Below are 24,026 nucleotides of genomic sequence, written 5' to 3' on the forward strand. Positions count from 1 at the left end.
CGCTCCTCCCAAGTCCACAACGGGAACTGCCGAGTCCGGCAGCGTCACCCTCTCGGAGCCGAAGGGCCCCGGAAAACCACAAGGAAAATCCCATGGCAGACATCACCATCAGCCCCGATGAGATCCGTGATGCCCTGAAGGACTTCGTCTCGAACTACGAGCCGACGAAGGCCTCCACGGCCGAGGTCGGGCACGTCACCGACGCCGGCGACGGCATCGCGCACGTCGAGGGCCTCCCCGGCGTCATGGCCAACGAGCTCATCCGCTTCGCGGACGGCACGCTCGGCCTCGCGCAGAACCTCGATGAAGACTCGATCGGCGCCATCGTGCTCGGCGAGTTCGCCGGCATAGAAGAGGGCATGGAGGTCACCCGCACGGGTGAGGTCCTCTCCGCCCCCGTCGGCGACGCCTTCCTCGGCCGTGTCGTCGACCCGCTCGGCGCCCCGATCGACGGTCTCGGCGAGATCGCTGCCGAGGGCCGTCGCGCCCTCGAGCTCCAGGCTCCCGGCGTCATGGCCCGCAAGTCGGTCCACCAGCCGCTGCAGACCGGCATCAAGGCCATCGACGCGATGATCCCGGTCGGCCGCGGTCAGCGTCAGCTGATCATCGGCGACCGCCAGACCGGCAAGACGGCCATCGCGATCGACACGATCATCAACCAGAAGGCCAACTGGGAGTCCGGCGACGAGGACAAGCAGGTCCGCTGCATCTACGTCGCCATCGGTCAGAAGGGTTCCACGATCGCCTCCGTCAAGGGTGCGCTCGAGGACGCCGGCGCGATGGAGTACACCACCATCGTCGCCGCCCCCGCGTCCGACCCGGCCGGCTTCAAGTACCTCGCCCCGTACACCGGCTCGGCCATCGGCCAGCACTGGATGTACTCCGGCAAGCACGTCCTCATCATCTTCGACGACCTGTCGAAGCAGGCCGAGGCCTACCGCGCCGTGTCGCTCCTCCTGCGTCGTCCGCCGGGGCGCGAGGCGTACCCGGGTGACGTCTTCTACCTGCACTCCCGTCTGCTGGAGCGTTGCGCGAAGCTGTCCGACGAGCTCGGCGCCGGTTCGATGACGGGTCTCCCGATCATCGAGACCAAGGCGAACGACGTCTCGGCGTACATCCCGACCAACGTCATCTCCATCACCGACGGCCAGATCTTCCTGCAGTCGGACCTCTTCAACGCGAACCAGCGTCCGGCCGTCGACGTGGGCATCTCGGTGTCCCGCGTCGGTGGTGACGCCCAGGTGAAGTCGATCAAGAAGGTCTCCGGCACGCTGAAGCTCGAGCTGGCGCAGTACCGCTCCCTCGAGGCGTTCGCGATGTTCGCGTCCGACCTCGACCAGGCGTCGCGTCGTCAGCTGGACCGTGGTGCCCGTCTGACCGAGCTCCTCAAGCAGCCGCAGTACTCGCCGTACCCGGTCGAGGAGCAGGTCGTCTCGATCTGGGCCGGCACCAACGGCAAGCTCGACACCGTCCCGGTGCCGGACGTGCTGCGCTTCGAGTCCGAACTGCTCGACCACCTGCGTCGCAACTCCGAGGTCCTGACGACCCTGCGCGAGACGAACCAGCTCAGCGACGAGACCGTCGCCGAGATGTCGAAGCAGATCGACGAGTTCACGAAGAGCTTCCAGACGAGCGACGGCAAGACCCTCGGCTCCGAGCAGTTCGACGCGGCAGACTCCGAGGACGTTGACCAGGAGCAGATCGTCAAGGGTCGTCGCTAGATGGCAGCGCAGGTCCGGGTCTACCGACAGCGAATCAAGTCCGCGAAGACCACGAAGAAGGTCACTCGCGCGATGGAACTGATCTCGGCGTCGCGGATCCAGAAGGCGCAGGCCCGCATGGCTGCGTCCGGCCCGTACTCGCGAGCCGTGACGCGTGCGGTGTCGGCCGTGGCGACGTTCTCGAACGTCGACCACGTGCTGACCACCGAGCCGGAGTCCTCGACCCGTGCGGCCGTGGTGCTCTTCACCTCGGACCGCGGCCTGAACGGCGCGTTCAGCACGAACGTCCTCAAGCAGGGCGAGGAGCTCGCCTCCCTGCTCCGCAGCGAGGGCAAGGACGTCGTCTACTACCTGGTCGGCCGCAAGTCCGTCGGGTACTTCGCGTTCCGTGAGCGTGCGTCGGAGCAGCAGTGGGTCGGCAACACCGACCAGCCCGAGTTCTCGACGGCCAAGGAGATCGGCGACGCCGTCGTGGCGAAGTTCCTCCAGGACACCGCAGAGGGCGGCGTGGACGAGATCCACATCGTGTTCAACCGGTTCCTCAGCATGGCGACGCAGGAGCCGCAGGTCGTTCGCCTGCTGCCCCTCGAGGTCGTCGAAGGGGTCGAGGAGCCCGAGGGCAACGAGCCCCTGCCGCTCTACGAGTTCGAGCCGGACGCCGATGCGGTGCTCGACTCGCTGCTCCCGGTCTACATCGAGAGCCGCATCTTCAACGCCATGCTGCAGTCGGCTGCTTCCGAGCACGCCGCGCGTCAGAAGGCGATGAAGGCGGCCAGCGACAACGCGGACTCGCTGATCCGTGACTTCACCCGACTCGCGAACAACGCGCGTCAGGCGGAGATCACGCAGCAGATCTCCGAGATCGTCGGCGGCGCCGACGCCCTCTCGTCGAAGAAGAAGTAGTCCGCGTCGTTCGCGGACAGATACCCACCCTCAGGAAGGCACCAGCCATGACCGACACCGCAACCACCGCGGTCGAGACGTCGTCGGCGCCCGGTGTCGGCCGGATCGCCCGTGTCACGGGTCCCGTCGTCGACATCGAGTTCCCCCACGACGCAATCCCGGAGATGTACAACCTCCTGTTCACGACCATCACCATCGGTGACTCGTCGCAGGAGATCGGCCTCGAGGTCGCCCAGCACCTGGGCGACGACCTGGTCCGTGCCATCTCCCTGAAGCCGACCGACGGCCTGGTCCGTGGCCAGGAGGTCCGTGACTCGGGCGCTCCGATCTCGGTCCCCGTCGGCGACGTCACCAAGGGCAAGGTCTTCGACGTCCTCGGGAACGTGCTCAACACGGACGAGAAGCTCGAGATCACCGAGCGCTGGCCGATCCACCGCAAGGCCCCGGCCTTCGACCAGCTCGAGTCGAAGACCTCGATGTTCGAGACCGGCATCAAGTCCATCGACCTCCTCACCCCGTACGTGCAGGGTGGCAAGATCGGCCTCTTCGGTGGTGCGGGCGTCGGCAAGACGGTCCTCATCCAGGAGATGATCCAGCGCGTTGCGCAGGACCACGGCGGTGTGTCGGTGTTCGCCGGTGTCGGTGAGCGCACCCGTGAGGGCAACGACCTCATCGGTGAGATGGAAGAGGCGGGGGTCTTCGACAAGACGGCCCTCGTGTTCGGCCAGATGGACGAGCCGCCGGGAACGCGTCTCCGCGTGGCCCTGTCGGCGCTGACGATGGCGGAGTACTTCCGCGATGTCCAGAAGCAGGACGTGCTCCTCTTCATCGACAACATCTTCCGCTTCACGCAGGCCGGCTCCGAGGTCTCGACGTTGCTCGGTCGCATGCCGTCCGCCGTGGGCTACCAGCCCAACCTCGCCGACGAGATGGGTGTGCTCCAGGAGCGCATCACCTCGACGCGTGGTCACTCGATCACCTCGCTGCAGGCGATCTACGTGCCGGCTGACGACTACACCGACCCGGCTCCGGCCACCACGTTCGCGCACCTCGACGCGACCACCGAGCTCTCGCGTGAGATCGCGTCGCAGGGTCTGTACCCCGCGATCGACCCGCTGACCTCGACGTCGCGGATCATGGACCCGCGGTACCTGGGCGCCGACCACTACGAGACGGCCACGCGCGTCAAGCAGATCCTCCAGAAGAACAAGGAACTGCAGGAGATCATCGCCATCCTCGGTGTCGACGAGCTCTCCGAAGAGGACAAGATCACGGTCGAGCGCGCTCGTCGTATCCAGCAGTTCCTCTCGCAGAACACGTACATGGCGAAGAAGTTCACGGGCGTCGAGGGCTCCACGGTGCCGCTCAAGGACACGATCGAGTCCTTCCGCGCCATCGCCGACGGCGAGTTCGACCACGTTGCGACGCAGGCGTTCTTCAACGTCGGTGGCATCAACGACGTGGAAGAGAAGTGGGCACAGATCCAGAAGGAGAACCGCTGACATGGCGGGTCTCAACGTGAGCGTCGTCTCGGCCGACCGTGAGGTCTGGTCGGGCGACACCACCATGGTCGTCGCACGCACGACAGAGGGCCAGATCGGCATCCTCGCGGGACACGAGCCGATGCTCGCGATCCTCGCGCAGGGTCAGGTCCGCATCACGCGGGCTGATGGGTCGACCGTCGCGGTCGACGCCGAAGACGGCTTCCTGTCGGTGGAGCACGACACGGTGACGATCGTCGCGCGGCAGGCCGCGCTGGCGTCCTGACCGGACTGACCGTCCTCCTCCCGCCTTCGGAGACGAAGCGGGAGGGTGGGGACACGAGCCGCACGCTCGATCTGCGTGCACTCTCGTTCCCGGAACTGGCCGAAGAGCGGGCCGCGGTGATCACCGCGGCCCGCTCTGTCAGTTCCGGGGAGTCCTCGGCCAGGACGGCTCTGAAGCTCGGCCCGAAGTCGATCGCCGAACGGTTCCGCAACCTCGAACTCGACACGTCGGGCACGATGCCGGCGATCGAGCGCTACACGGGGGTGCTCTACGACCCCCTCGGCGCGCAGACCGCCGACGCGTCGACGCGGGCGTGGTGGCACGACCACGTGGTCGTGCAGTCGGCCATGTTCGGACCGATCGGTGCTGGTGACCCGATCCCGGCGTACCGCCTGTCGCACGACTCCCGGCTCGGGACGATCCGATTGGCGTCGCACTGGCCCGCGGCCTCGTCCCGGGTCCTGGCCGAGCGGGCGGACGGCCTGGTGCTCGACCTCCGGTCCGAGGGCTACCGCCAGCTCGGTCCCGTCCCGGAGGCGGTCGCCCCGCGCGTCGTGAGCATCGACGGCTCCGGTCGGCGGCGGGCGTTGAACCACTGGAACAAGACGGCGAAGGGCCGACTGGTCGCGTTGCTCGCGCGCACCGGAGCGGTCGTCACGGCCATGGACGACCTTGTGGACTGGGCCGCCGCGAACGGCGTCGTGGTCGAACGCAGCGACTCCGGCTGGGACCTGGTCGCCGAGAGCCTGGAACCCGTCACCGTCTGATCAGCGCCCCGGTCCGTCCTCCACAGGTCGGGCCGGGGCGCTGCTGTCCACAGGTGGTCGGTTCGTGCCTGACTGGAGGCCCGGATCACGCTTCGATGGCGTGCATGATCCCCTTGACGGCACACACCCCCGACCACACCGCAGTCCGGTTCCCTCGCGAGATCGCGGCGGCGGTCACCCTCCCGGCAGCGGCCGCAGCGCTGGTCACGTCCGGCGTCGGCGCTTGCTCCCGCGTCGGCGCGATCGCGATCGTCACCGCCTGCGGTGCGCTGTCGACCCGCATGGCGCTCATCCCGTTCCTCGCCGCCCGAGACCAGCCGGATCCGCGGGCCATCCGGGGGTTCGACCCGTTCGACGAGCCGACGCCGCCGGCGTTGCACGGCCTCGGACCGGAACCGGACCGTGCTCGTCTGCGCACGGCTGGCGACCGGTGTGCCGAGGCCTGGCGGGTCTGGCGCGCCGAGGGTGGTCAGGTGGACTGTACGGCCGGAGCCGCCGGTGCGCTCGCACTCGGGGCCTGGTGTGCGTGGGCGCTCGGGTCGTCGGCCCGCGCCGAGACACGGGCGCGCTACGCCCTCGAGACCCGTGCCGACGACCCGCTCGCCGGGCTGGTCCTGCGGTCGGTCCTGGCCGGCAGTGCGCCGACGTGGGCCGGGCCCCGTCGTGACCGGCACCGATCGTGACCAGCGCGGACGGCCGACGGCGCGGTGTGACGGGTCGACCGGATCGTCTACGGTGGAGGACACCACATCCGAAGGGCTCCGGTTGCGCGACGACGACATCGAGGACACCGTCATCCGGCGACCCCGCGGTGCCGGTGCCGGCGATCGCTTCGACGACGTGCTCGGCGACACCGTCATCCGGCCGCGCACGGAGCCGTCCGAACCGGTCGGTGACCGTGCCGACGACGGAGCCGGCGACCGTGCCGACGACAGAGCCGACGATCCTGCCGACGACGGAGCCGACCCGGAGGACACGGTCGTCCGCGCCCGTGTCCGGAGCGCCGCCGGACCGAGCGTGCCCGCCGGAGCCGCCACGGGCCTCCCGTCCGCCCCTGCCGCGCCCGCGGCGCGCGTGCCGTCGATCCGCATCGGCGACCGGACCTTCCGCCTGGACCACCCGGTCGTCATCGGACGGCGTCCGTCGCTGCCGCGGATCACCAGCGGCCCCGAACCGGAACTCGTGACGGTCCGGTCCGCCAACGGGCAGGTGTCGTCCTCGCACGTCCGCATCCACGCCGAGGGCGAAGCCGTGGTGGTGCAGGACCTGCGGTCCACGAACGGCACCGTCGTCCGACCGGCCGGCGCGCCGGTGTACCGCATGGCATCGGGTGCGTCGATCGTCGCGCTGACGGGTACGGTAGTCGAGGTCGGTGACGGCAACGCCATCGAGGTCCTCTCGCCGTACCTCCGGGTCGCACCGACGGCAGACGGGTTCCCACCGGTTCCCCCGTGGCCCACCGACCAGACAGCACACGGCACGCCCCGAACCCCCAGAGAGCGATCCTGAAACGTGACCGAACTCGGCCGAGCAGCGACTGCGCACGCCATCGACGTCCCCGGTGCCGACGGCGCCACCCTGACGCTCTCGTGGGGAGCCGCGACCGACGTCGGTCGTCGCCGTGACCACAACGAGGACAGCTACATCGTCGGGGCGCCGTTCTTCGTCGTCGCCGACGGCATGGGCGGACACCTCGCCGGCGACCGCGCGAGCGACGCCGTCGTGCGTCGACTCGAGCAGGTGACGCAGGAGCCCTTCACCACGCGGCAGGGCATCCAGCGGGCGCTGCTGCTCGCCACGGCCGACATCGAGCGCGCAGCCGGCGGCAACGCGATCGGAGCGGGCACGACCGTCACCGGCATCGCCCTGGTCGCGTCGCTCGGGCAGCCGGCCGCCCTCGTCTTCAACGTCGGCGACTCGCGGACCTACCGGATCGAGGACGGCGTGCTGCGCCGCGTCACCGTGGACCACTCCGTGGTGCAGGAGATGGTCGACGCCGGGCTGCTGCGGGCCGAGGACGCCGAACAGCACCCGGACAGCAACGTCATCACCCGCGCGGTCGGGTTCGGCGAACCGCCGGCGCCCGACTGGTGGACCCTGCCGCTCCGCGCGGGCGACCGGTACATCGTCTGCTCCGACGGCCTGACGAAGGAGCTCGGCGACGCCGGCATCGCGCGCATCGCGGCGCGGGAAGCCGGTGCGCAGGGACTCGCCGAACGCCTCGTCGGCGACGCGGTCGTCGCCGGGGGCCGCGACAACGTCACCGTCGTGGTGCTCCAGGTCGACGCCGCCCCGGACGACGGCGACCTCGAGGACACCCTCCCGCGGCACTGACCGCCGGCACAGGACCCCCCGAACTGGGGGAGCGCGCCCGTCCACAGGTGGTCGGTGTGCGGATCGACGGTCACCGGCGCTTCGTACAATGACTGTGCCACGACGAGAGAGTTGGCCGCTCGGCCGGGGAGGAGATGTCGATGGCGCGTCGCCTGCCGTCCAACCCGCCCGTGATCGGCGGCTTCAGCCCCGTGCACGTCCTCGGTTCCGGTGGCTTCGCCGACGTCTTCCTCTACGAGCAGGACATGCCGCGTCGTCAGGTCGCGGTGAAGGTGCTGCTCGACGAGGTCGTCGACGACCGCGTCCGGCAGATGTTCCAGGCCGAGGCCAACCTGATGGCCCGGCTCAGCACCCACCCGTCGATCCTCACGGTGTTCCAGGCGAGCGTGGCGGCCGACGGACGTCCGTACCTCGTGATGGAGCTGTGCTCCTCGTCGCTCAGCGAGCGGTACCGGCGGGAGCCGATCCCGGTGTCCGAGGTGCTCTCGATCGGTGTCCGGATCGGGTCCGCCCTCGAGACCGCGCACCGCGAAGGCGTGCTCCACCGTGACATCAAACCGTCGAACATCCTGCTCACGGCGTACGGCAACCCCGTGCTGTCCGACTTCGGCATCGCGGCCACCATCGGCGGGACCGACCCGGACGAGCCCATCGGCATGTCGATCCCGTGGTCGGCTCCCGAGGTCCTGATCGACGAGTCCCGCGGCACGATCCAGTCCGAGGTGTATTCCCTCGCCGCCACCGTGTACTCCCTGCTCGCCGGCCGCAGCCCGTTCGAGGTCCGGGGCGGCAAGAACGGTGCGAGCGACCTCATGAGCCGGATCGACAAGGGCGGCGTCAAGCCCACCGGTCGCACCGACGTCCCACCGTCGCTCGAGCGCCTGCTCGCCACCGCGCTGTCCCGCAAGGTGCCGTCGCGCCCGACGACCGTGCTCGAACTCGTGCGCGGGTTCCAGCAGGTCGAGGCCGAGCTCGGGATCCCGCAGACCGCGGCCGACGTCGCGGTCGAGGCGTGGGCAATCGCGACCCCGACCCCGGAGGGCGACCGGACCATGATCCGGGAGCTCCAGCCGCCGTCGCGGGTCGGCGCCCGTCGCCGCACCCGTCGCGCGGTCCAGGGCGGCGTCGTCGCCGGCGGTTCGCAGAGCGTCGGCACCGTCCACCGCACCGGATCGGTCACACGTGCTCGTCGACGCACCCGGTCGACACTCGTCTGGGCGACGTCCCTCGCCGTCGTCGTGGTCGCCGCCCTCGCCATCGCGACCGTGGTCGTCGTCGGGCGGCTCGGCGCCGGGGCGATCCCCGTGGTGGCGGACGTCCGCGCACAGCCCTCGGCGCAGGCGGTGTCGTTCTCGTGGGCGGACCCGGGGCTGAAGAGCGGCGACACCTACGTCATCTCGTCGAACGGCGCGTCCAGCCAGCAGACTGGCACCACGTTCGTCGTCTCCGGGGAGCGCGGCGACGAGGAGTGCATCGCGGTCGCGGTCAACCGCGACGGCAAGACCGGTGCAGCGAGCGCGCAGAAGTGCGCGACCGTCGGGAGCACCGGGTGATCCGCGCGCTCGTCGCGAAGCACCGATCCGCAGCCGTCACCACCGGGGTCTCCATCCTGGTCGCCGCGGTCGTCGCGACGACCGCGATCGTCTCGACCGGGTACCACACGCAGCGCGTCGACCTCGGGGACGGCACCGTCTGGGTGCCCTCCGCCGAGTACGGAGCGGTCGGCCGGGCCAACACCGGGGTCCTCCAGCTGAACACCGCCGTCGAGACCGCGAGCGACGACCTGGCCGTGCTGCAGCGCGGGTCCATGGTCTACAGCGTCGACCAGACCAAGGGGACCGTGGCCAAGGTCGACGTCGCCGACGCCACCGTCGGCGACGCCGTGACCCTGCCCGCGGGGACACCCCAGGTCTTCTTCGCGGGGGACACCGCGGTGATCGGCAACCAGGACACCGGCGAGCTGTGGGCGACGCCCGCGGCCGACCTCGCCGAGTTCGACGCCTCGACCAAGGCCGACCTGACGCTCGGGGCGGACACCGTCTTCGACGCCTCGGACGGACACGTCGCGGTGTACTCGGCGAAGACCGGCACGGCATCGCTCGTCGACGTCGGATCGACGTTGTCCGTCGACCAACGGTGGAAGGTCGACATGGACCGCACCGACGACTTCCAGGTCGCGACCTTCGACGGCCACCTGGCCGTGCTCGACCGCACCAGCGGCGCCCTGTCGATCGACGGCCGCACCGCGGAGCTCGGCGACCGGGTCGGCGCGTCACCCGCGCTCCAGCGCTCGTCGGACACCTCGTCCGACGTCACCGTCGCGGGCACCGCCGGACTCGTCCGGGTCAGCGCCTCGGGGGCCGTCGACGCCACCGCGCTCCAGGTGTCCGGGCGTGCGGCGCGCCCCTACGTCGACGGGTCCTGCACCTACGCGGCGTGGGCCGGTGGCCAGGCGATCGACACCTGCGACGGCAACGCCCTCCAGCGGCTCGCGAGCACCGGCGGGACCAGCACGATGCAGATCCTGCACAACGGGCAGACCGTCGTCGCCAACGACCCGTCGAGCGGTCGTTCCTGGGCGATCGACCGTAGTGGCCAGCTCATCGACAACTGGGCCGACCTCATCAAGCAGGACGACGAGCAGCAGCAGGAGCAGGTCTCCGACGACGACCCCGAGGTCGACAAGGACCAGAAGCCGCCGGTGGCGGTGGACGACGACCTGGGCGCTCGTCCGGGACGCACCACGAGCCTCCCGGTCCTGCTCAACGACTACGACCCGAACGGTGACCCGATCATCGTGAGCGAGGTCGGGTCCATCTCGGAGTCCGCCGGCCGCGTCGCCATCGTCGCCGACGGCCAACGGCTGCAGGTCACGCTGTCGTCGCGCGCGACCGGCACCGTGACCTTCCCGTACACGATCACCGACGGCAACGGCGGGTCGGACACTGCGACCGTCCGCGTCACGGTGCGGCCGGAGTCGCAGAACGAGGCCCCGCGACAGGTGCGTGACACCTCGGCGGACGTGGTGCAGAACGGACACGTCGTCAGCAGCGTGCTCGGCGACTGGGTCGACCCCGACGGCGACCCGGTGTACCTGAAGTCCGCGACCGCCTCGGACGGCGACCGGGTGTCGACCACCCCGGACGGCCTGCTCGACTTCCGGGCGGACAGCGGCCGGACGGGTGACCGTGCCGTGCAGCTCGTCGTGAGCGACGGACGCGCCGACGGCCGTGGCTCGGTGACCGTGCGCGTGGCGAAGCAGGGGAGTGTGCCGCTGCGTGCCGACCCGTTCCCGGTGCAGGGCTACGCCGGCAAGGCCTTCACGGTGGAGCCGCTCGACCACGTCCGCGGCGGCAACGGCACCGTGACCCTCACGAGTGTGTCGTCGTCGGCGGGGCTGACGGTCACCCCGAGCTACGACGCGGGCACGTTCCGGGTGCAGGGGGCGAGCGCCGGCGACCACCAGCTCGAGTACACCGTGACCGACGGTGTGAAGACGTCGAGCGGCATCGTCCGGGTCACGATCCTCGCGCCGCCGGACGCCTCGACCGCGCCCATCACGACCCCGAAGACGGTCTTCGTCAACACGCTGTCGAGCAAGGACACCGACGTCACCGCGACCGACATCGACCCGGCGGGCGGGGTGCTGCTCGTCACCGCCCTCGACGGACCGGTGCGGGGCAGCGGGGTCCAGGCGAGCATCCTCGACCAGCACACCGTGCGCGTCACGCTGACCGCACCGCTCGACGGGCCGGTGTCGTTCGGGTACACCGAGACGAACGGCCTGGCGTCGTCCACCGGCACGATCACCGTCGTCGAGATCCCCAAGCCCGACCGGATCCAGCCGCCCGTCGCCCAGCCCGACAGCGCGACCGTCCGGGTCGGCGACGTCGCGAACATCGACGTGCTCGACAACGACACCCAGCCCGAGGGCGAGCCCCTGACCCTCGAGCCCGAGCTCGTGCAGAACGTGCCCGGTGACGGCGGTCTGTTGTTCGCCTCGGGCGACCACCTGCGCTACCTCGCGCCGAAGACCCCCGGCAACTACACCGCCGTCTACCGGGTCGCCGGTCCGGACGGCCAGTACGCCGACGCCGCCGTCTCGATCTCGGTGCGCGAACGGGACGCGGCGACGAACAACCCGCCGGTCCCGCAGACCGTGACCGCCCGGGTCGTGGCGGGTTCGTCGGTGCGGATCTCGGTGCCGCTGAACGGGATCGACCCGGACGGCGACTCGGTGCAGCTCGTCGGCGTCGGGTCGAACCCCGACAAGGGCTCCGTCACCGACGTCGCGTCCGACGCGCTGACCTACGAGGCCGGCGACTACTCGGCCGGCACCGACGAGTTCACCTACACGGTGGTCGACGCCCTCGGCGCGCGTGCCACCGGTACCGTCCGCGTGGGCATCGCCCCCCGGGCCGAACAGGCGTCGAACCCCGTCGCCGAGGCCGACCACGTGACCATCCGACCCGGCGGTTCGGTGACCGTGCGGGTGCTGCAGAACGACTCCGACCCCGAGGGGGGTCAGCTCACCGTGTCGGCGGCCGAGCCCACCGCCGACGACGTGTCGGCGAAGATCCTGCGGAAGCAGCAGATCCGGGTCACACCCCCGAAGACCGCGAAGTCGGGCGACTACGCCGTGCTCTACACGGTGGCGAACGCCAGCGGGGGATCGAGCACCGCGTTCCTCACCGTCACGGTCGACCCGGACGCGCAACCCCTCCGCCCCGAGGTCGACGACACGACCCTCGACCTGCAGGACATCCTGCGGCGCGAGAGCGTGACCGTCGACGTGCTCGAGAACGTCTTCTTCGCCGAGGGCACCGCTGCCGACCTGCAGGTCGGGATCGTCGACGGCTACGGCGACACCGCACGGCTCACCGACGACGGACGGATCACGGTCCGGCTCACCGACGAGTCCCAGGTCATCCCGTTCTCGGTCGCACGGGTCGACCACCCCGACATCGTGTCCTACGGCTTCATCAACGTCCCCGGGTTCGACGACGCCCTGCCGCAGATCAACCGCTCGGCCGGTGCCGTCACCGTGAAGAGCGAGGCGACGGTCCGGATCCCGCTCGAGGACTACGTCGTGACCGCGAACGGCCAGACGGCGACGATCACGGACCGCGGCACGGTGAAGGCGACGCACGCGAACGGCCAGAGCCTGGTCGTGGACTCGTCGACGCTGCAGTTCACCTCGTCGAAGCTGTACTACGGCAACGCGTCGATCTCGTTCGAGGTCACGGACGGTTCCGCGGCCAACGGCGGGAAGGGGCGGGTCGCGACGCTCGTGCTCCCGGTCATCGTGACGCCGCGGTCGAACCAGCCGCCGGCGTTCACCGGCTCGGCGGTCGAGATGCAGCCTGGTGAGACGCGCACCGTCGACCTGACGAAGCTCACCGACTACCCGTACCCGAAGGACCTGCCGGAGCTGCGCTACTCCGTCGTCGGCCGTCCAGCGGCCGGCACCACCGCCACGATCTCCAAGCAGCAGCTGACCATCACGGTCGCCGACACCGCGAAGAAGAACACCACGGCGTCGATCGGCATCGGGGTGCAGGACGACGCGAACGCCGGACGTGCCGGCACCGTGACCGTCGGGGTCGTGGCCTCGACGCGTCCGCTCGTGCAACCCGGCGCCGACCGGTCGATCACCAAGCGCGGTGCGACGACCACCATCGACGTCCTGACGAACGACCAGCCGACGAACCCGTTCCCCGGACAGCGGTTGCGCGTCGTGAACATCCGTGGTCTGTCCGGCGGGCTGCCGAGCGGCGTCTCCGTGACCCCGAGCGGCGACCGCACCCGTCTGCAGGTCCGCGTCTCCGACAGCGCCAAGCCGGTGGACGCCCACCTGCAGTACCAGGTCGCCGACGCCACGAACGACCCGGACCGCTACGTCTGGGGTGACGTGACGATCTCGGTGCAGGACGTCCCCGACGCCCCCGGCACGCCAACCCGGACCGGGTCCTACGACGGTGGCCAGGCCACGCTGACCTGGTCGACCCCGCAGGGCAACAACTCGCCGATCACCGGGTACCGCGTCACCGGCACGAACGGCGTCGCGAAGAACTGCGGCACCGCCACGGTCTGCACCCTGACGGGCCTCGACCCGAAGGCGTCGTACCGCTTCCAGGTCATCGCCACGAACGCGATCGGCGACTCGAAGCCGTCGGGCAGCTCGGCCACGATCAGCGCCGACTACGTGCCGGCGCCGCCGAAGGGCATCACCGTCACACCGAACGGGTCGACGCCGAACCAGCTCGACGTCGCGTGGAAGGCCGTTCCCGCTCCGAACCGTGGCAGCGCGGTCGACGACTACATCGTCACCATCGAGGGACCGGGGCTGTCCGGTACCCGGCACACCGGCACGGCGACGAGCACCTCGTTCACCGGAGCCCAGAGCGCCGCGCAGTACAAGGTGACGATCTCGGCCCGGAACGACGCGGACCGCAACGGCACCGTCGTGCAGTGGAACTCGGCATCGGCCACGGGTACGGCCGTCGGGACGCCCGCGGCCCCGACGCTGAACGCGACGCGTGACCAGTCCCCGGGGAAGACGACGGTCTCGCTGAGCGCGACGGAGAGCGACTGGGCCGGCAGCGGTCGGACGCTCACGATCGTCCGCTACCCGCCGGGCGTCGACATCCCCGGCGGTTGCACGACCACGGGCTCGGACAAGAAGTGGGACGGCAGCAGCGCGACGGACACGTTGAGCTCGAACGGGAACTTCCAGTACGTCGCACTGGCCGACAACGGCCTGTTCTGCACGCCGAGCCGTGCGGCGTCCGTCCAGGGGTACGCGGCACCGGGTACCGCGTCCGCCGACATCGCCGTGGAGAAGTTCAGCGATGACGACGGCACCTACGCGATCCGGATCCGCAACCCGCGCGCCCAGGCGAGCCCGAACGGATCGATCGACCACTTCGCGTACTCGGTGAACGGCGGCGGCCTCGTGTCGTTCGGCGCCAACGGTTCGTGGGTGAGTGGCGTGGCCTTCGGGTCTGCGGTCAGCGTGACCGTGGTGGCGTGTGCCGACGGCACGTCGAACTTCTGCGGCAGCGGCAGCACGGTGGACGGACTCCGACCGGTCCAGACACGTGCGACGCTCCCGGACTCGATGACCGCCGGCACCCAGGTCACCGTGAACGCGGCGCCGAGCAACAGCGGGTACCAGCCCTCGGGCTACCGCGTGTCGTTCTGCCTGGTCGACCGGCCCTGCGGCGGCGGTCAGGTCTACGCGCCGAACGCCTTGCCGACGGTCGAGGACTCGCTCCTCGCGAACTACGTGGTCGTCGCGGCCATCGTCGACGGGCACGAGGACCCGAACCCGCCGAGCGCACGGATCGCAGCAGCGCCGGTGCCGGATCCCGAGCCGGAGCCGTCCGTTCCGGGTGAGCCCGATCCGGAACCCGCGCCCGGCTGACCCGGTTCCGCTGCCCGCTGACCGTACGCTGCACCTACCGCCATCCCCGAGAACGAGGAACGACCCCGCATGAGCATGACCCCGGAGCAGGCCACCTGGTTCGCCGACGTCGCAGGCCGCATCGTGACCAACGTCGAGCAGGTGCTCCTCGGGAAGACGTTCGTGATCCGCCTCGCGGTGACGGCGATGCTCAGCGAGGGCCACCTGCTTCTCGAGGACGTCCCCGGCACGGGCAAGACGAGCCTGGCGCGGGCGATGGCGCAGAGCGTGCAGGGGACGACGAACCGCATCCAGTTCACCCCCGACCTGCTGCCCGGCGACATCACCGGCATCAGTGTCTACGACCAGCGCACGCAGGAGTTCGACTTCCACCGCGGCCCGGTCTTCGCGAACATCGTGCTCGCCGACGAGATCAACCGTGCGAGCCCGAAGACGCAGTCGGCCCTGCTCGAGGCGATGGAGGAGTCGGCGATCACGGTCGACGGCGTGAACCACCGTCTGGCGGCTCCGTTCATGGTCATCGCGACGCAGAACCCCATCGAGCAGGCCGGCACGTACCGTCTGCCCGAGGCGCAGCTCGACCGGTTCCTCATGAAGACCTCGATCGGCTACCCCGACCACGCCGCCACCGTGAAGATCCTCGAGACCTCGTCGGCTCCGTCGGCATCGGTTCCGCTCGCGAGTGTCGTGCCCGCGGCGACGATCACTGAGATGGCCGCGCTGGCCCGCACGGTGCACGTCGACGCCGTGATCGCCGACTACGTCGCACGGTTGGTCGACGCGACACGTTCGGCCAGCGAGGTCCGCCTGGGCGTCAGCGTCCGCGGCGCGATGGGCCTCATCCGTTCGGCACGCGTGCTCGCGGCGCTGAGCGGCCGCCACTACGTCACGCCGGACGACGTCAAGGCCCTCGCCGTCCCGGTGCTCGCGCACCGCCTGGTGCTCGACGCCGAGGCGGAGTTCGACGGTGTCAGTGCGCCGAGCGTCATCGCGCAGCTGCTGGTGGAGACGCCGCCGCCGGCCGACCGAGTCACGACGTGACGGACCGCCGGCCCGTCTCCACGCGCTCACGCCGTCCGTCCTCGACGCGGTCGCGTCGCGGGACGACGGCGTACGAGCGCACGGGGACGGTCGCCGGCCTGACCAACGTCCGCTCACGGATCGTCGGTGACCGCGACGGCGTTGCAGCGGATGCGGTCGTCGGGATCGTCCGGGTCTGGGCAACGGCCTGGAGGCTCGTCAAGCGTTCCTGGGGCGAGGTCTCCTCCGTCGTCACCGGGCTCGGGTGGACGGTCGCGGCCCTCACGCTCGTCGCGTTCGTGGCCGGCTACCGGTTCGGCCTGCGCGAGATCGTCGTCGTCGGGTTCGCGGGAGCGGTGCTCGTCGTCGTCGCCGCCATCGCGCTCATCGGCCGCACGCGGCTGGTGATCCGGATGCGCCTGCCGCAGCACCGTGTGGCGGTCGGCGACGAGGCCGGTGTGGTGGTCACGGCGGAGAATCCGACACGTCTGCCCTCGGTGCCGACGACGGTCGAGGTGCCGGTCGGCCCGGGTCTCGTCGACGTCGCGATCCCGGCGATCGGCGCGCACGGCACGTTCGAGCAGCTGGTGCCCGTGCCGACCGTGCGCCGCGGCGTGCTCGACGTGGGGCCGGTCACCGGTGTCCGCGCCGACCCCGTCGGTCTCGTCCGCCGCGAGGTCGTCTGGACCGCACGCGAACAGGTCATCGTGCACCCGCGCACGATCGCGATCCCGTCGACGAGCACCGGGCTGGTGCGCGACCTCGAGGGGCAGGCGACCACCGACCTGTCGCCGGCCGACATCGCGTTCCACGCCATCCGCGAGTACATGCCGGGTGACGACCCCCGCACCATCCACTGGAAGTCGACGGCGAAGTCGGGCGCGCTGATGGTGCGCCAGTTCGAGGACACGCGCCGCTCGCACCTGGTCGTGGCACTCGGCATCGCCCGGTCGGAGTTCGGGGACGACGAGGAGTTCGAGCTCGCGGTGAGCGCTGCGGCCTCGCTCGGTGCCCGTGCGATCCGCGACGGCCGAGAGGTCTCGGTCGTGGTGTCGGAACGCACCCCGGAGTTCGCGAAGCGTGCCGTCTACGCGGTGCGGACCCTGCCGACGGTCACCCCGACGCGCCTGCTCGACGACTTCGCCTCGGTCGGACTCGCCGAGGCCTGCCTGCCCATCGCCGAGGTCTCCCGGATCGTCGGCAGCGACACCGAGGGCATCTCGGTGGCGTTCCTGGTCGTCGGTTCGACGATCGGACTGCCGGCGCTCCGGCTCGCGGCGACGCGCTTCCCCGTCGGGGTCGAGGTCGTCGCGGTGATCTGCGAGCCCGAAGCACAGCCACGGTTCCTGCGGGTCGCGGGCCTGACCGTGATGACCATCGGCTACCTGGACGACCTCCGGCACGCCCTGCACCGATCGGCCGCCGCGTGAGCGCCCCTCCGGTGGCCACGCCGACGCCGCCCGCGGAGCGTGCCCGTCGGTCGACCCGGCGTTCCGATCGACGCGATGCCCGGCGGCTCGTGCCGTTCCGTCTGGCCGGCGGGACCCTCGTCGTGTGGCTCCTGCTCGCGATCGCGAGTGTGTCGTGGTGGCCGGTCTACCGCGACGACTCGATGATCGTCGCGGCGGTGACCGCGATCGCGTTCGGCACCCTCGTCGCCCTCGTCGGCGCGGTCCTGCGGCTGCCGCTGGTCGTGGTGGCGATCGCGACGGTGGCGGCGTTCACGCTCGCCGGTGTACCCGCCGCCGTGCCCGGTCAGGCCAACGGGGTCCTGCCGACGGGCCCGGGCCTGCTCGCGCTGTTCGCCGGCGTCGCGCTGGGGTGGAAGCAGCTGGTGACCATCAGCCTGCCGGTCGGCTCGTACGAGGCGCTCCTCGTGCCGTACTTCGTGACGCTCCTCGCCGCCACGGTGACGGCCGTGAGCGTGGCGACCCGTGCCTCCAGGCAGGAACTCGCGAGCATCCCGGCACTGGTGCTGTTCGCGATCGGGGTGGTCGTCGGACCGAGCCGGCTGGACACGTCGATCGTGACGGCCGTCGTGCTCGTCGCCGTCGCGCTCGTGTGGGCGCTGACGGTGCGGCACGCACGTCGCGCGGTCGCCGTGGCGACCACGATCGGGTCGCCGGTGCCGATCGCTCGGTCCGTCGTGCGCCCCGCGCTCGTCGGCACGGGGACGATCGTCGCGGCGGCCGTCGTCGCCACGGGTCTCGGGCTGGTCGCGCCACCGGCCAACGAGCGCACCGTCGCCCGCACGGACGTCGTGAAGCCGTTCGACCCCCGCGACTACGTCAGCCCGCTGAGCGGCTTCCGCGCGTACGAGGAACAGAGCGCGGCGGACACCGCACAGCTCCGGGTCACCGGACTGCCGGAGAACGGGTTCGTGCGCATCGCGACGCTCGACACCTACGACGGCGTGGTCTACCGCGTCGGCGGGTCGGACGGCTCCTCGTCGTCGGGCACGTTCGAGCGCGTGCCGACGTCGGTCGACGTCCGTGGCGTGGACGGCACCACGGTGCGCGTCGGGGTGACCGTCGACGGCTACAGCGGGGTCTGGCTGCCGACGGTGGGGGACCTGGAGCGCGTCGACTTCACCGGGACCGACGCCGACGACGAGCGCGGTTCCTTCTTCTACAACGGCTCGACGCAGACGGGCGCCGTGGTCGGCGGTGTCCGCGAAGGCACTTCCTACGACCTGACCGCCGTGGTCCCCGACCAGCCGACGGACGAGCAGCTCGCGGCCGCCCGCCCGGGCAGTGCCGCGGTCCCGACGGCGCGCGACGTGCCGGACGCCGTCCGCGAGACGGTCGAGGCGACGACCGACGCCGATGCGACTTCTGGTGCGAAGCTCGTCGCGGTGATCCAGGCGCTCAAGCGCAACGGGTACGTCAGCCACGGCGTCGGTGACGACCGGATGAGCCGTTCGGGGCACGGCGCCGACCGCATCCAGGAGCTCCTGACGTCGCCGCTGATGATCGGCGACCAGGAGCAGTACGCCGCCGCAGCAGCGCTGATGGCCGACGAGCTCGGGTTCCCGGCACGGGTGGTCATGGGCTTCACCGCAGGCGGCGACTCGGGGTCCGGCGGGGCGTCGGCGAGCGGCGGCACCACGACGTTCCGCGGCTCGGACGTCACCGCGCGCATCGAGGTCGACACCGCGCAGTGGGGGTGGGTGATGCTCAACCCCAACCCGAGTGTCCGCGAGATCCCGAACGAGCAGCAGCAGACGCCGCAGCCGGTGACCCGTCCCGAGACCGTCGTGCCGCCGCCTCCCGTCGACCAGCAGGACCAGGACCAGCAGGCGCCGCCGCAGAGCGACCGGAACACGCCGCCCGTGCAGCCGCTGTGGTTGCAGATCCTGCTCGCAGCGCTGCCGTGGGTGCTCGGTGCACTGGGGCTGATCGCCCTCGTGCTCCTGCCGTTCGGGGTGATCGTCCTGCTGAAGCGGGTCCGCCGCCGACGGCGCCGTCGTGCTCCGACGCCGCGCGGTCGCATCGTCGGGGCCTGGGACGAGTACCGCGATGCGCTCCTCGACCGTGGGCACGACGTGGCCGGATCGGCCACACGACGCGAGACCGTGACCGGCGCTCCGGGTGAGGGCGGGACCGGACTGGCCGCCCTCGCCGACCGGGCGGTGTTCGGACCGAGCGACGTCGACCAGGCCGCCGCCGACCGGATGTGGTCGGCGACGGACGATGCGGTGGGGACCCTGCGCGCCGGTCGGACCCGCCGTGAGCGGTTCCGCACCGCCGTGTCGCTCCGGTCCCTGCGGGGACCCGAACGGCCGCGCGCCACCACCGGTCAGGGCTCGGCGAGACGCGGTGACTACGATGGCCGGAGGCCTGACGAGCGTCGTGGACGGCCGAGTGAGGACAGAGGCAGACCGTGATCAGATGCGAACACTGTGGATCGATGCTCCCGGAGGGGGCGATCTTCTGCGGTGAGTGCGGACGCGCGGTGACCGCCGGAGCGAGCCGCCGGCCGGTCGCTCCGACCCCCGTCGAGCAGGCGCCGCCACCGCCCCTGCAGCAGCCCGACTCCCACGGACGTCGCTCCGACCCTGCGGCCGACGCGTGGTTGCCCGAGTCGACCCTCGACCCCGCCACCCGCGCCTGGCTGACCGGTGCCGACCGCCGCAGCACCGAACCCCCGACCGCGGTGCCCGTGCAACGCCCCGACGACCTCGCCCCGCGCGAGGCACCGTCGCACGTGCACGGAGCGGGCTCCGGCCTCGGCGACTGGTCGAACGCGGCCGCGCAGCCCGACGCCGTCCCCGCCCAGGACGAACCGCCACTGGACCCGGACGCCTACCGCTCCGAGCCCGCCGACGCCCTCGCCGACGACCCCGAGCGGACCCGGTTGGCTCCCGTCGAGGACCGTCCCGTGACCCCGCCGGCCGCTGACGAGGCGCCGGCACCCGTGTGGGCGCCGCCGGTCGCTCCGGCCCCGTCCGCGGCTCCGGCAGGCCCGTCCTGGTGGGTCGGTCGCGGCGCCACAACCGATGCCGGAGCTGATCCGGCTCCCGTCGTGCCGCCGGTCCCGAGTGCACCGACCGTCGCTGACGACACGCCCCGTGACACGTCCCACGACACGCCAGACGACACCGCGGCGTCCCCGCACGCGACGGACGACGCAGCCGTGCACGCCGACACCGACGGTGCTGACGACACGACTTCCACCCGCTCCGGCGAGCCCGTGCAGGACGGTGCGCTCGGACAACCGACCGCAGCCGTGCCCGTCGTCTCGCCGCCGCAGCCGGGGGACACCGCCGTCGTCGAGCCCCTGATCGACCGCCGACCGCCGCGGCCCGCGCCGCTCGTGACGCCGGGCATGCACGCCACGACCATCTGCCACGTCTGCGGCAACCGCCTCGAGCCCGACGACATCTTCTGCGGCGAGTGCGGAGCAGTCCGCCCCGCCGTGACCGCCGCGTTCACCGGACCGGTCGTACCGTTGCCGATGGCGCGTCCGGACTGGGCGACCGAGCACTCCGGCGTGGAGTCGGCCGGAGCCGGCGGGTCGTCGTCGACCGACGCGCCGGACGACGAGATCCCGGTCGATGCGCCTGCGGACGATCAGGCCTCGAGCGACGAGACCGGGTCCGGCGAGACCGGGTCCGACGAGGACGTGGCCGACGAGACCGCCGCCGACGACGAGTCGGCCCTGCCGGACAGCGAGGCCTCGCGCCCGGGTGGCCGTCCCCGCGGCGCACACGCGGCGCCGGTGACCGAGCCGACCGAGCCCGGGGACGCGGCACCGCACGGAGAACCGCAGGACTCCGAACGGTCCTGGGTCCCGCCGGCGCAGGCCCCGCTCGCCGCGCCGCTGCCTCCGCTCCCCGGGGCGACGGCACCCGAGCTCCCGCTCCCGCCGTCGGACCGTCCCGAGGCCAGTGCGGACGCCGACGAGCTCGACGAGGACGTCGACGAGACCCGCATCGTCTCGAAGACCCCGACGCGCGCGCCGTTCCTGCTGCACTTCAGCACGGGCGAGCGGTTCGGGGTGCACGGCACGGGCCTGCTCGGTCGTCTGCCTCGTCCGCAGCCGGGGGAGCGCTACGACGACCTGCTGACCGTCCACGACCCGGGCAAGTCGGTGTCGAAGACCCACCTCGAGCTCGGCCGCGACGGTGACGACCTGTGGGTGTCCGACCGGTTCTCCGGCAACGGCACCGTCGTCCGCCACATCGACGGTTCGATCCGTCGCTGCGAGCCCGGCCGTCGGTACCGCGTGGAGCGCGGGGCTCGGGTGGACATCGGCGAGCAGTTCTTCCTCGTGCAGTAGCGCTGCCGGACTTCTCCACAGATCGGTCGTCGGCGCCCCGGAGACGCCGCCGTCCTGCTGCGATGGAGGCATGACCCCGTTCGCTGCTCGGTGCGTCCTGGTCGGGACCGCCGTCGTGCTCGTCCTCGCCGGGGTGTTCGCGCCCCTCGACGGCGCTTCCCGTGCGGTGGTGTTCGCAGCCGCCGGGTGCTGCGCGGTGCTCGACGTCCTGCTGCACCGGTCCGGCGCAGGCGGACGCCGCGAACCGGAGTCGCTGTCCGGCGACTACTCCGCAGCGGCGATCGAGTCCCACTGTCCGAGCGCACCAGGACGGCTCCTGCTCGGCCACGGCTCGGACGGTGTGCCGTGGGAGACCGACACGACCGGTCACGTCGTGGTCGTCGGCACCGGGGCACTCGCCGCCGCGGTGTTCCGGGCGATCGCCGAACAGCTCCGCGCCACCGCCGATCCGTGGGACGACCTCCGCACAGCCGGCAGAATCGGAACCCAAACTGGCGACGACCCGGCGCTGCCCGACGGTACGACGCTGCCCGACGGCACGGCGGTGCTCGCTCGCCTCGACCGCTCCGGACGCCCGAGCGGCACGGTCGTGCTCGTCCCGGGACTCGGAGCGATGCCAGGGCTGTGGGACGCCGCGGTGGAGGTCACCCGCTACGGCTGCACCGTCCGTCGCCCACCCGACCGACGTGGTGTCACGCTCAGACCGGTGCTCCCGGTACTGCCGGAGCTCGTCGGGTGACGGCCTCAGCGCAGGCCGGAGCCGACCCGGACCGCGCCGACCGGCACACCACCGCCGAGCACCTGTTCACCCGTCGCCGCCAGGACATCGGCCACGCCGTCGGCGCCCACCAGCCCGTTCCGCTGCAGCAGGGTCAGCGCTGCGAGGGTGCCCGCGCGCTGTGACCCGTCCAGCACCTTCACCGCGACCGCGGCCCCACCGGGCAGCCCCATCACCATGACGCCCTCGGCCCCGAGCTTCGCCAGGACCTGCAGCCGCTCGATCGTGACGGTGTTGGCCCGACCGACCCCGTCGATCGCCCACGGGTGCGCCAGGACGGCGTCGGTCAGCGCCGTGGAGTCGTCGTCGGCCCGGGCGACGACGCCGGCGAACCCGCGTGCCAGTCCGGTCAGCGTGAGCGGGAAGACGGGGGCGCCGCAGCCGTCGGTGCCGACCAGGTCGACCGTCTCGTGCGTGTACTCCTCGACCACCGAGCGGACCCGCTGCTGCATCGGGTGCTCGATGTCCAGGTACGTCGCCTCGTCCCACCCGTTGACGCGGCAGGCGGCGAGCATGCCGGCGTGTTTGCCCGAGCAGTTCATCGCCAGGCGCCGGGGGCCGTCCATCGTCCGGCCGGTCGCTCGGTCGAAGGGCATGTCCGGCGGGCACCCGAGGTCGGCCTCGACGTGGTCGAACGACTCGAGCATGTGCAGCGCGAGGGCCTGGTGTGCGACGGTACCGGCGTGGCTCGCGGTGGTGAGGACGAGTTCCTCGTCGGAGAACCGGGCACCGGCGCCGCGGACGGCGAGGGCCTGGAACGGCTTCATCGTCGAGCGCGGGTAGATGCTGGCGGTGACGTCGCCGACCGAGTCGACGACGGCACCCGAGGAGTCGACCACGACCCCGGCGCCGATGTGCCGGCTCTCGTCGAACCCCGACCGGTCGAGGACCGCGAGTTCGACCGACCCGTCGGCGGTGAGAGGATGGCGATCAGTGCGGACTTCGTGGCTCACCGTCATGCCGCCATGCTAGCCAGGGCGGACGACCGCCAGTGACGCCGACGAAGGGGCAGCACCCGTGCAGGACCACACCTACGAGGTCTCCGTCAGCTGGACGGGAGACCGCGGCACCGGCACGTCCGGCTACCGCGACTACGGGCGCGACCACGTCGTCTCGGCGGTCGGCAAGCCCGACGTGGTCGGCTCGGCCGACCCCACGTTCCGCGGTGACCGCGACCGCTGGAACCCGGAGGAACTCGTCGTCGCCGCGTTGGCCCAGTGCCACATGCTCAGCTACCTGCACGTCGCGGTGACCCAGGGCTTCACCGTCGTCGACTACCGCGACACGGCCACTGCGTCGCTGAACCTGAACCGCGACGGCTCGGGCGAGCTCACCGGTGCGACGCTGCACCCGGTCGTGACGATCCTCGAGGCAGACCGGGTGGCCGATGCCGAAGCCGCGCACGCCACGGCGAACCAGCTCTGCTTCATCGCCCGGTCGGTGTCGTTCCCGGTGCACCACGAGGCCCAGACCGTCGTCCGTGCTGCGACATTGGCAGGGGACTCTTCAGCAGGTGGGGCAGACTAGGG

At 71.4% G+C, this 24,026-nt stretch carries 17 protein-coding genes; 16 read left to right on the forward strand and 1 reads right to left on the reverse strand.

What is annotated here, in order from left to right; genetic code table 11:
• Nucleotides 1-92: 92 nt before the first annotated feature.
• The 15 genes from atpA to EDF33_RS13245 all read left to right on the forward strand — a co-directional run bounded on the left by atpA (nucleotide 93) and on the right by EDF33_RS13245 (nucleotide 22,458).
• On the forward strand, nucleotides 93-1,721 hold the full coding sequence (atpA, locus tag EDF33_RS13175; protein ID WP_123339745.1) for a F0F1 ATP synthase subunit alpha: 1,629 nt from the start codon (nucleotides 93-95) through the stop codon (nucleotides 1,719-1,721).
• Entirely contained in the window at nucleotides 1,722-2,624 is a 903-nt protein-coding gene (locus tag EDF33_RS13180; protein WP_123339744.1) for a F0F1 ATP synthase subunit gamma, read from the forward strand.
• A gap of 47 nt (nucleotides 2,625-2,671) precedes the next feature.
• Complete coding sequence (atpD, locus tag EDF33_RS13185) at nucleotides 2,672-4,126, forward strand: F0F1 ATP synthase subunit beta (protein WP_065959250.1); 1,455 nt, start codon at nucleotides 2,672-2,674, stop codon at nucleotides 4,124-4,126.
• Between the two features lies 1 nt (nucleotide 4,127).
• Nucleotides 4,128-4,391, forward strand: a complete 264-nt coding sequence (locus tag EDF33_RS13190) for a F0F1 ATP synthase subunit epsilon (protein ID WP_017885743.1) — start codon at nucleotides 4,128-4,130, stop codon at nucleotides 4,389-4,391.
• Nucleotides 4,392-4,396: 5 nt separating this feature from the next.
• Nucleotides 4,397-5,158 (forward strand): peroxide stress protein YaaA, encoded by a 762-nt coding sequence (yaaA, locus tag EDF33_RS13195; RefSeq protein ID WP_132100278.1) that lies wholly within the window; start codon nucleotides 4,397-4,399, stop codon nucleotides 5,156-5,158.
• A gap of 104 nt (nucleotides 5,159-5,262) precedes the next feature.
• Nucleotides 5,263-5,841 (forward strand): hypothetical protein, encoded by a 579-nt coding sequence (locus EDF33_RS13200; protein WP_132100279.1) that lies wholly within the window; start codon nucleotides 5,263-5,265, stop codon nucleotides 5,839-5,841.
• Nucleotides 5,842-5,893: 52 nt separating this feature from the next.
• A complete protein-coding gene (locus EDF33_RS13205; protein ID WP_132100280.1) occupies nucleotides 5,894-6,667 on the forward strand; it encodes an FHA domain-containing protein in 774 nt (257 codons plus the stop codon).
• A 3-nt stretch (nucleotides 6,668-6,670) separates the two neighbouring features.
• Nucleotides 6,671-7,492, forward strand: coding sequence for a protein phosphatase 2C domain-containing protein (locus EDF33_RS13210; protein ID WP_123294286.1), 822 nt, complete (start codon nucleotides 6,671-6,673; stop codon nucleotides 7,490-7,492).
• A gap of 140 nt (nucleotides 7,493-7,632) precedes the next feature.
• Entirely contained in the window at nucleotides 7,633-9,045 is a 1,413-nt protein-coding gene (locus tag EDF33_RS13215; RefSeq protein WP_132100281.1) for a serine/threonine-protein kinase, read from the forward strand.
• Nucleotides 9,042-14,918, forward strand: coding sequence for an Ig-like domain-containing protein (locus EDF33_RS13220; RefSeq protein WP_165918820.1), 5,877 nt, complete (start codon nucleotides 9,042-9,044; stop codon nucleotides 14,916-14,918). The genes EDF33_RS13215 and EDF33_RS13220 overlap by 4 nt, the downstream gene beginning before the upstream one ends.
• Before the next feature lie 69 nt (nucleotides 14,919-14,987).
• Nucleotides 14,988-15,959: a MoxR family ATPase gene (locus EDF33_RS13225; RefSeq protein ID WP_123294288.1), complete on the forward strand. Its 972-nt coding sequence runs from the start codon at nucleotides 14,988-14,990 to the stop codon at nucleotides 15,957-15,959.
• On the forward strand, nucleotides 15,956-17,368 hold the full coding sequence (locus tag EDF33_RS13230) for a DUF58 domain-containing protein (protein WP_132100283.1): 1,413 nt from the start codon (nucleotides 15,956-15,958) through the stop codon (nucleotides 17,366-17,368). Before EDF33_RS13225 ends, EDF33_RS13230 begins: the two co-directional genes overlap by 4 nt.
• Entirely contained in the window at nucleotides 17,365-19,824 is a 2,460-nt protein-coding gene (locus EDF33_RS13235; RefSeq protein ID WP_132100284.1) for a transglutaminaseTgpA domain-containing protein, read from the forward strand. Before EDF33_RS13230 ends, EDF33_RS13235 begins: the two co-directional genes overlap by 4 nt.
• A 23-nt stretch (nucleotides 19,825-19,847) precedes the next feature.
• Nucleotides 19,848-21,719, forward strand: a complete 1,872-nt coding sequence (locus EDF33_RS13240) for an FHA domain-containing protein (protein ID WP_132100285.1) — start codon at nucleotides 19,848-19,850, stop codon at nucleotides 21,717-21,719.
• A gap of 70 nt (nucleotides 21,720-21,789) precedes the next feature.
• Nucleotides 21,790-22,458: a hypothetical protein gene (locus EDF33_RS13245; protein WP_132100286.1), complete on the forward strand. Its 669-nt coding sequence runs from the start codon at nucleotides 21,790-21,792 to the stop codon at nucleotides 22,456-22,458.
• Nucleotides 22,459-22,463: 5 nt separating this feature from the next.
• Here the strand turns inward: EDF33_RS13245 and EDF33_RS13250 are convergent, their stop codons facing one another.
• Nucleotides 22,464-23,456: an asparaginase gene (locus EDF33_RS13250; protein ID WP_132100287.1), complete on the reverse strand. Its 993-nt coding sequence runs from the start codon at nucleotides 23,454-23,456 to the stop codon at nucleotides 22,464-22,466.
• A gap of 58 nt (nucleotides 23,457-23,514) precedes the next feature.
• Between EDF33_RS13250 and EDF33_RS13255 the strand changes: the two genes are divergently transcribed.
• Nucleotides 23,515-24,024 (forward strand): OsmC family protein, encoded by a 510-nt coding sequence (locus EDF33_RS13255; RefSeq protein ID WP_132100288.1) that lies wholly within the window; start codon nucleotides 23,515-23,517, stop codon nucleotides 24,022-24,024.
• Nucleotides 24,025-24,026 lie beyond the last annotated feature (2 nt).

Source organism: Curtobacterium sp. PhB146 (genome assembly GCF_004342995.1).
In the GTDB taxonomy this organism is placed as follows: Bacteria; Actinomycetota; Actinomycetes; order Actinomycetales; family Microbacteriaceae; genus Curtobacterium.

What these genes read in the sequence shown, in the direction of transcription:
- atpA (WP_123339745.1), top strand. Translation starts at nt 93, where the DNA reads ATGGCAGACATCACCATCAGCCCCGATGAGATCCGTGATGCCCTGAAG.
- EDF33_RS13180 (WP_123339744.1), top strand. Translation starts at nt 1,722, where the DNA reads ATGGCAGCGCAGGTCCGGGTCTACCGACAGCGAATCAAGTCCGCGAAG.
- atpD (WP_065959250.1), top strand. Translation starts at nt 2,672, where the DNA reads ATGACCGACACCGCAACCACCGCGGTCGAGACGTCGTCGGCGCCCGGT.
- EDF33_RS13190 (WP_017885743.1), top strand. Translation starts at nt 4,128, where the DNA reads ATGGCGGGTCTCAACGTGAGCGTCGTCTCGGCCGACCGTGAGGTCTGG.
- EDF33_RS13200 (WP_132100279.1), top strand. Translation starts at nt 5,263, where the DNA reads ATGATCCCCTTGACGGCACACACCCCCGACCACACCGCAGTCCGGTTC.
- EDF33_RS13215 (WP_132100281.1), top strand. Translation starts at nt 7,633, where the DNA reads ATGGCGCGTCGCCTGCCGTCCAACCCGCCCGTGATCGGCGGCTTCAGC.
- EDF33_RS13225 (WP_123294288.1), top strand. Translation starts at nt 14,988, where the DNA reads ATGAGCATGACCCCGGAGCAGGCCACCTGGTTCGCCGACGTCGCAGGC.
- EDF33_RS13240 (WP_132100285.1), top strand. Translation starts at nt 19,848, where the DNA reads ATGCTCCCGGAGGGGGCGATCTTCTGCGGTGAGTGCGGACGCGCGGTG.
- EDF33_RS13245 (WP_132100286.1), top strand. Translation starts at nt 21,790, where the DNA reads ATGACCCCGTTCGCTGCTCGGTGCGTCCTGGTCGGGACCGCCGTCGTG.
- EDF33_RS13250 (WP_132100287.1), bottom strand. Translation starts at nt 23,456, where the DNA reads ATGACGGTGAGCCACGAAGTCCGCACTGATCGCCATCCTCTCACCGCC.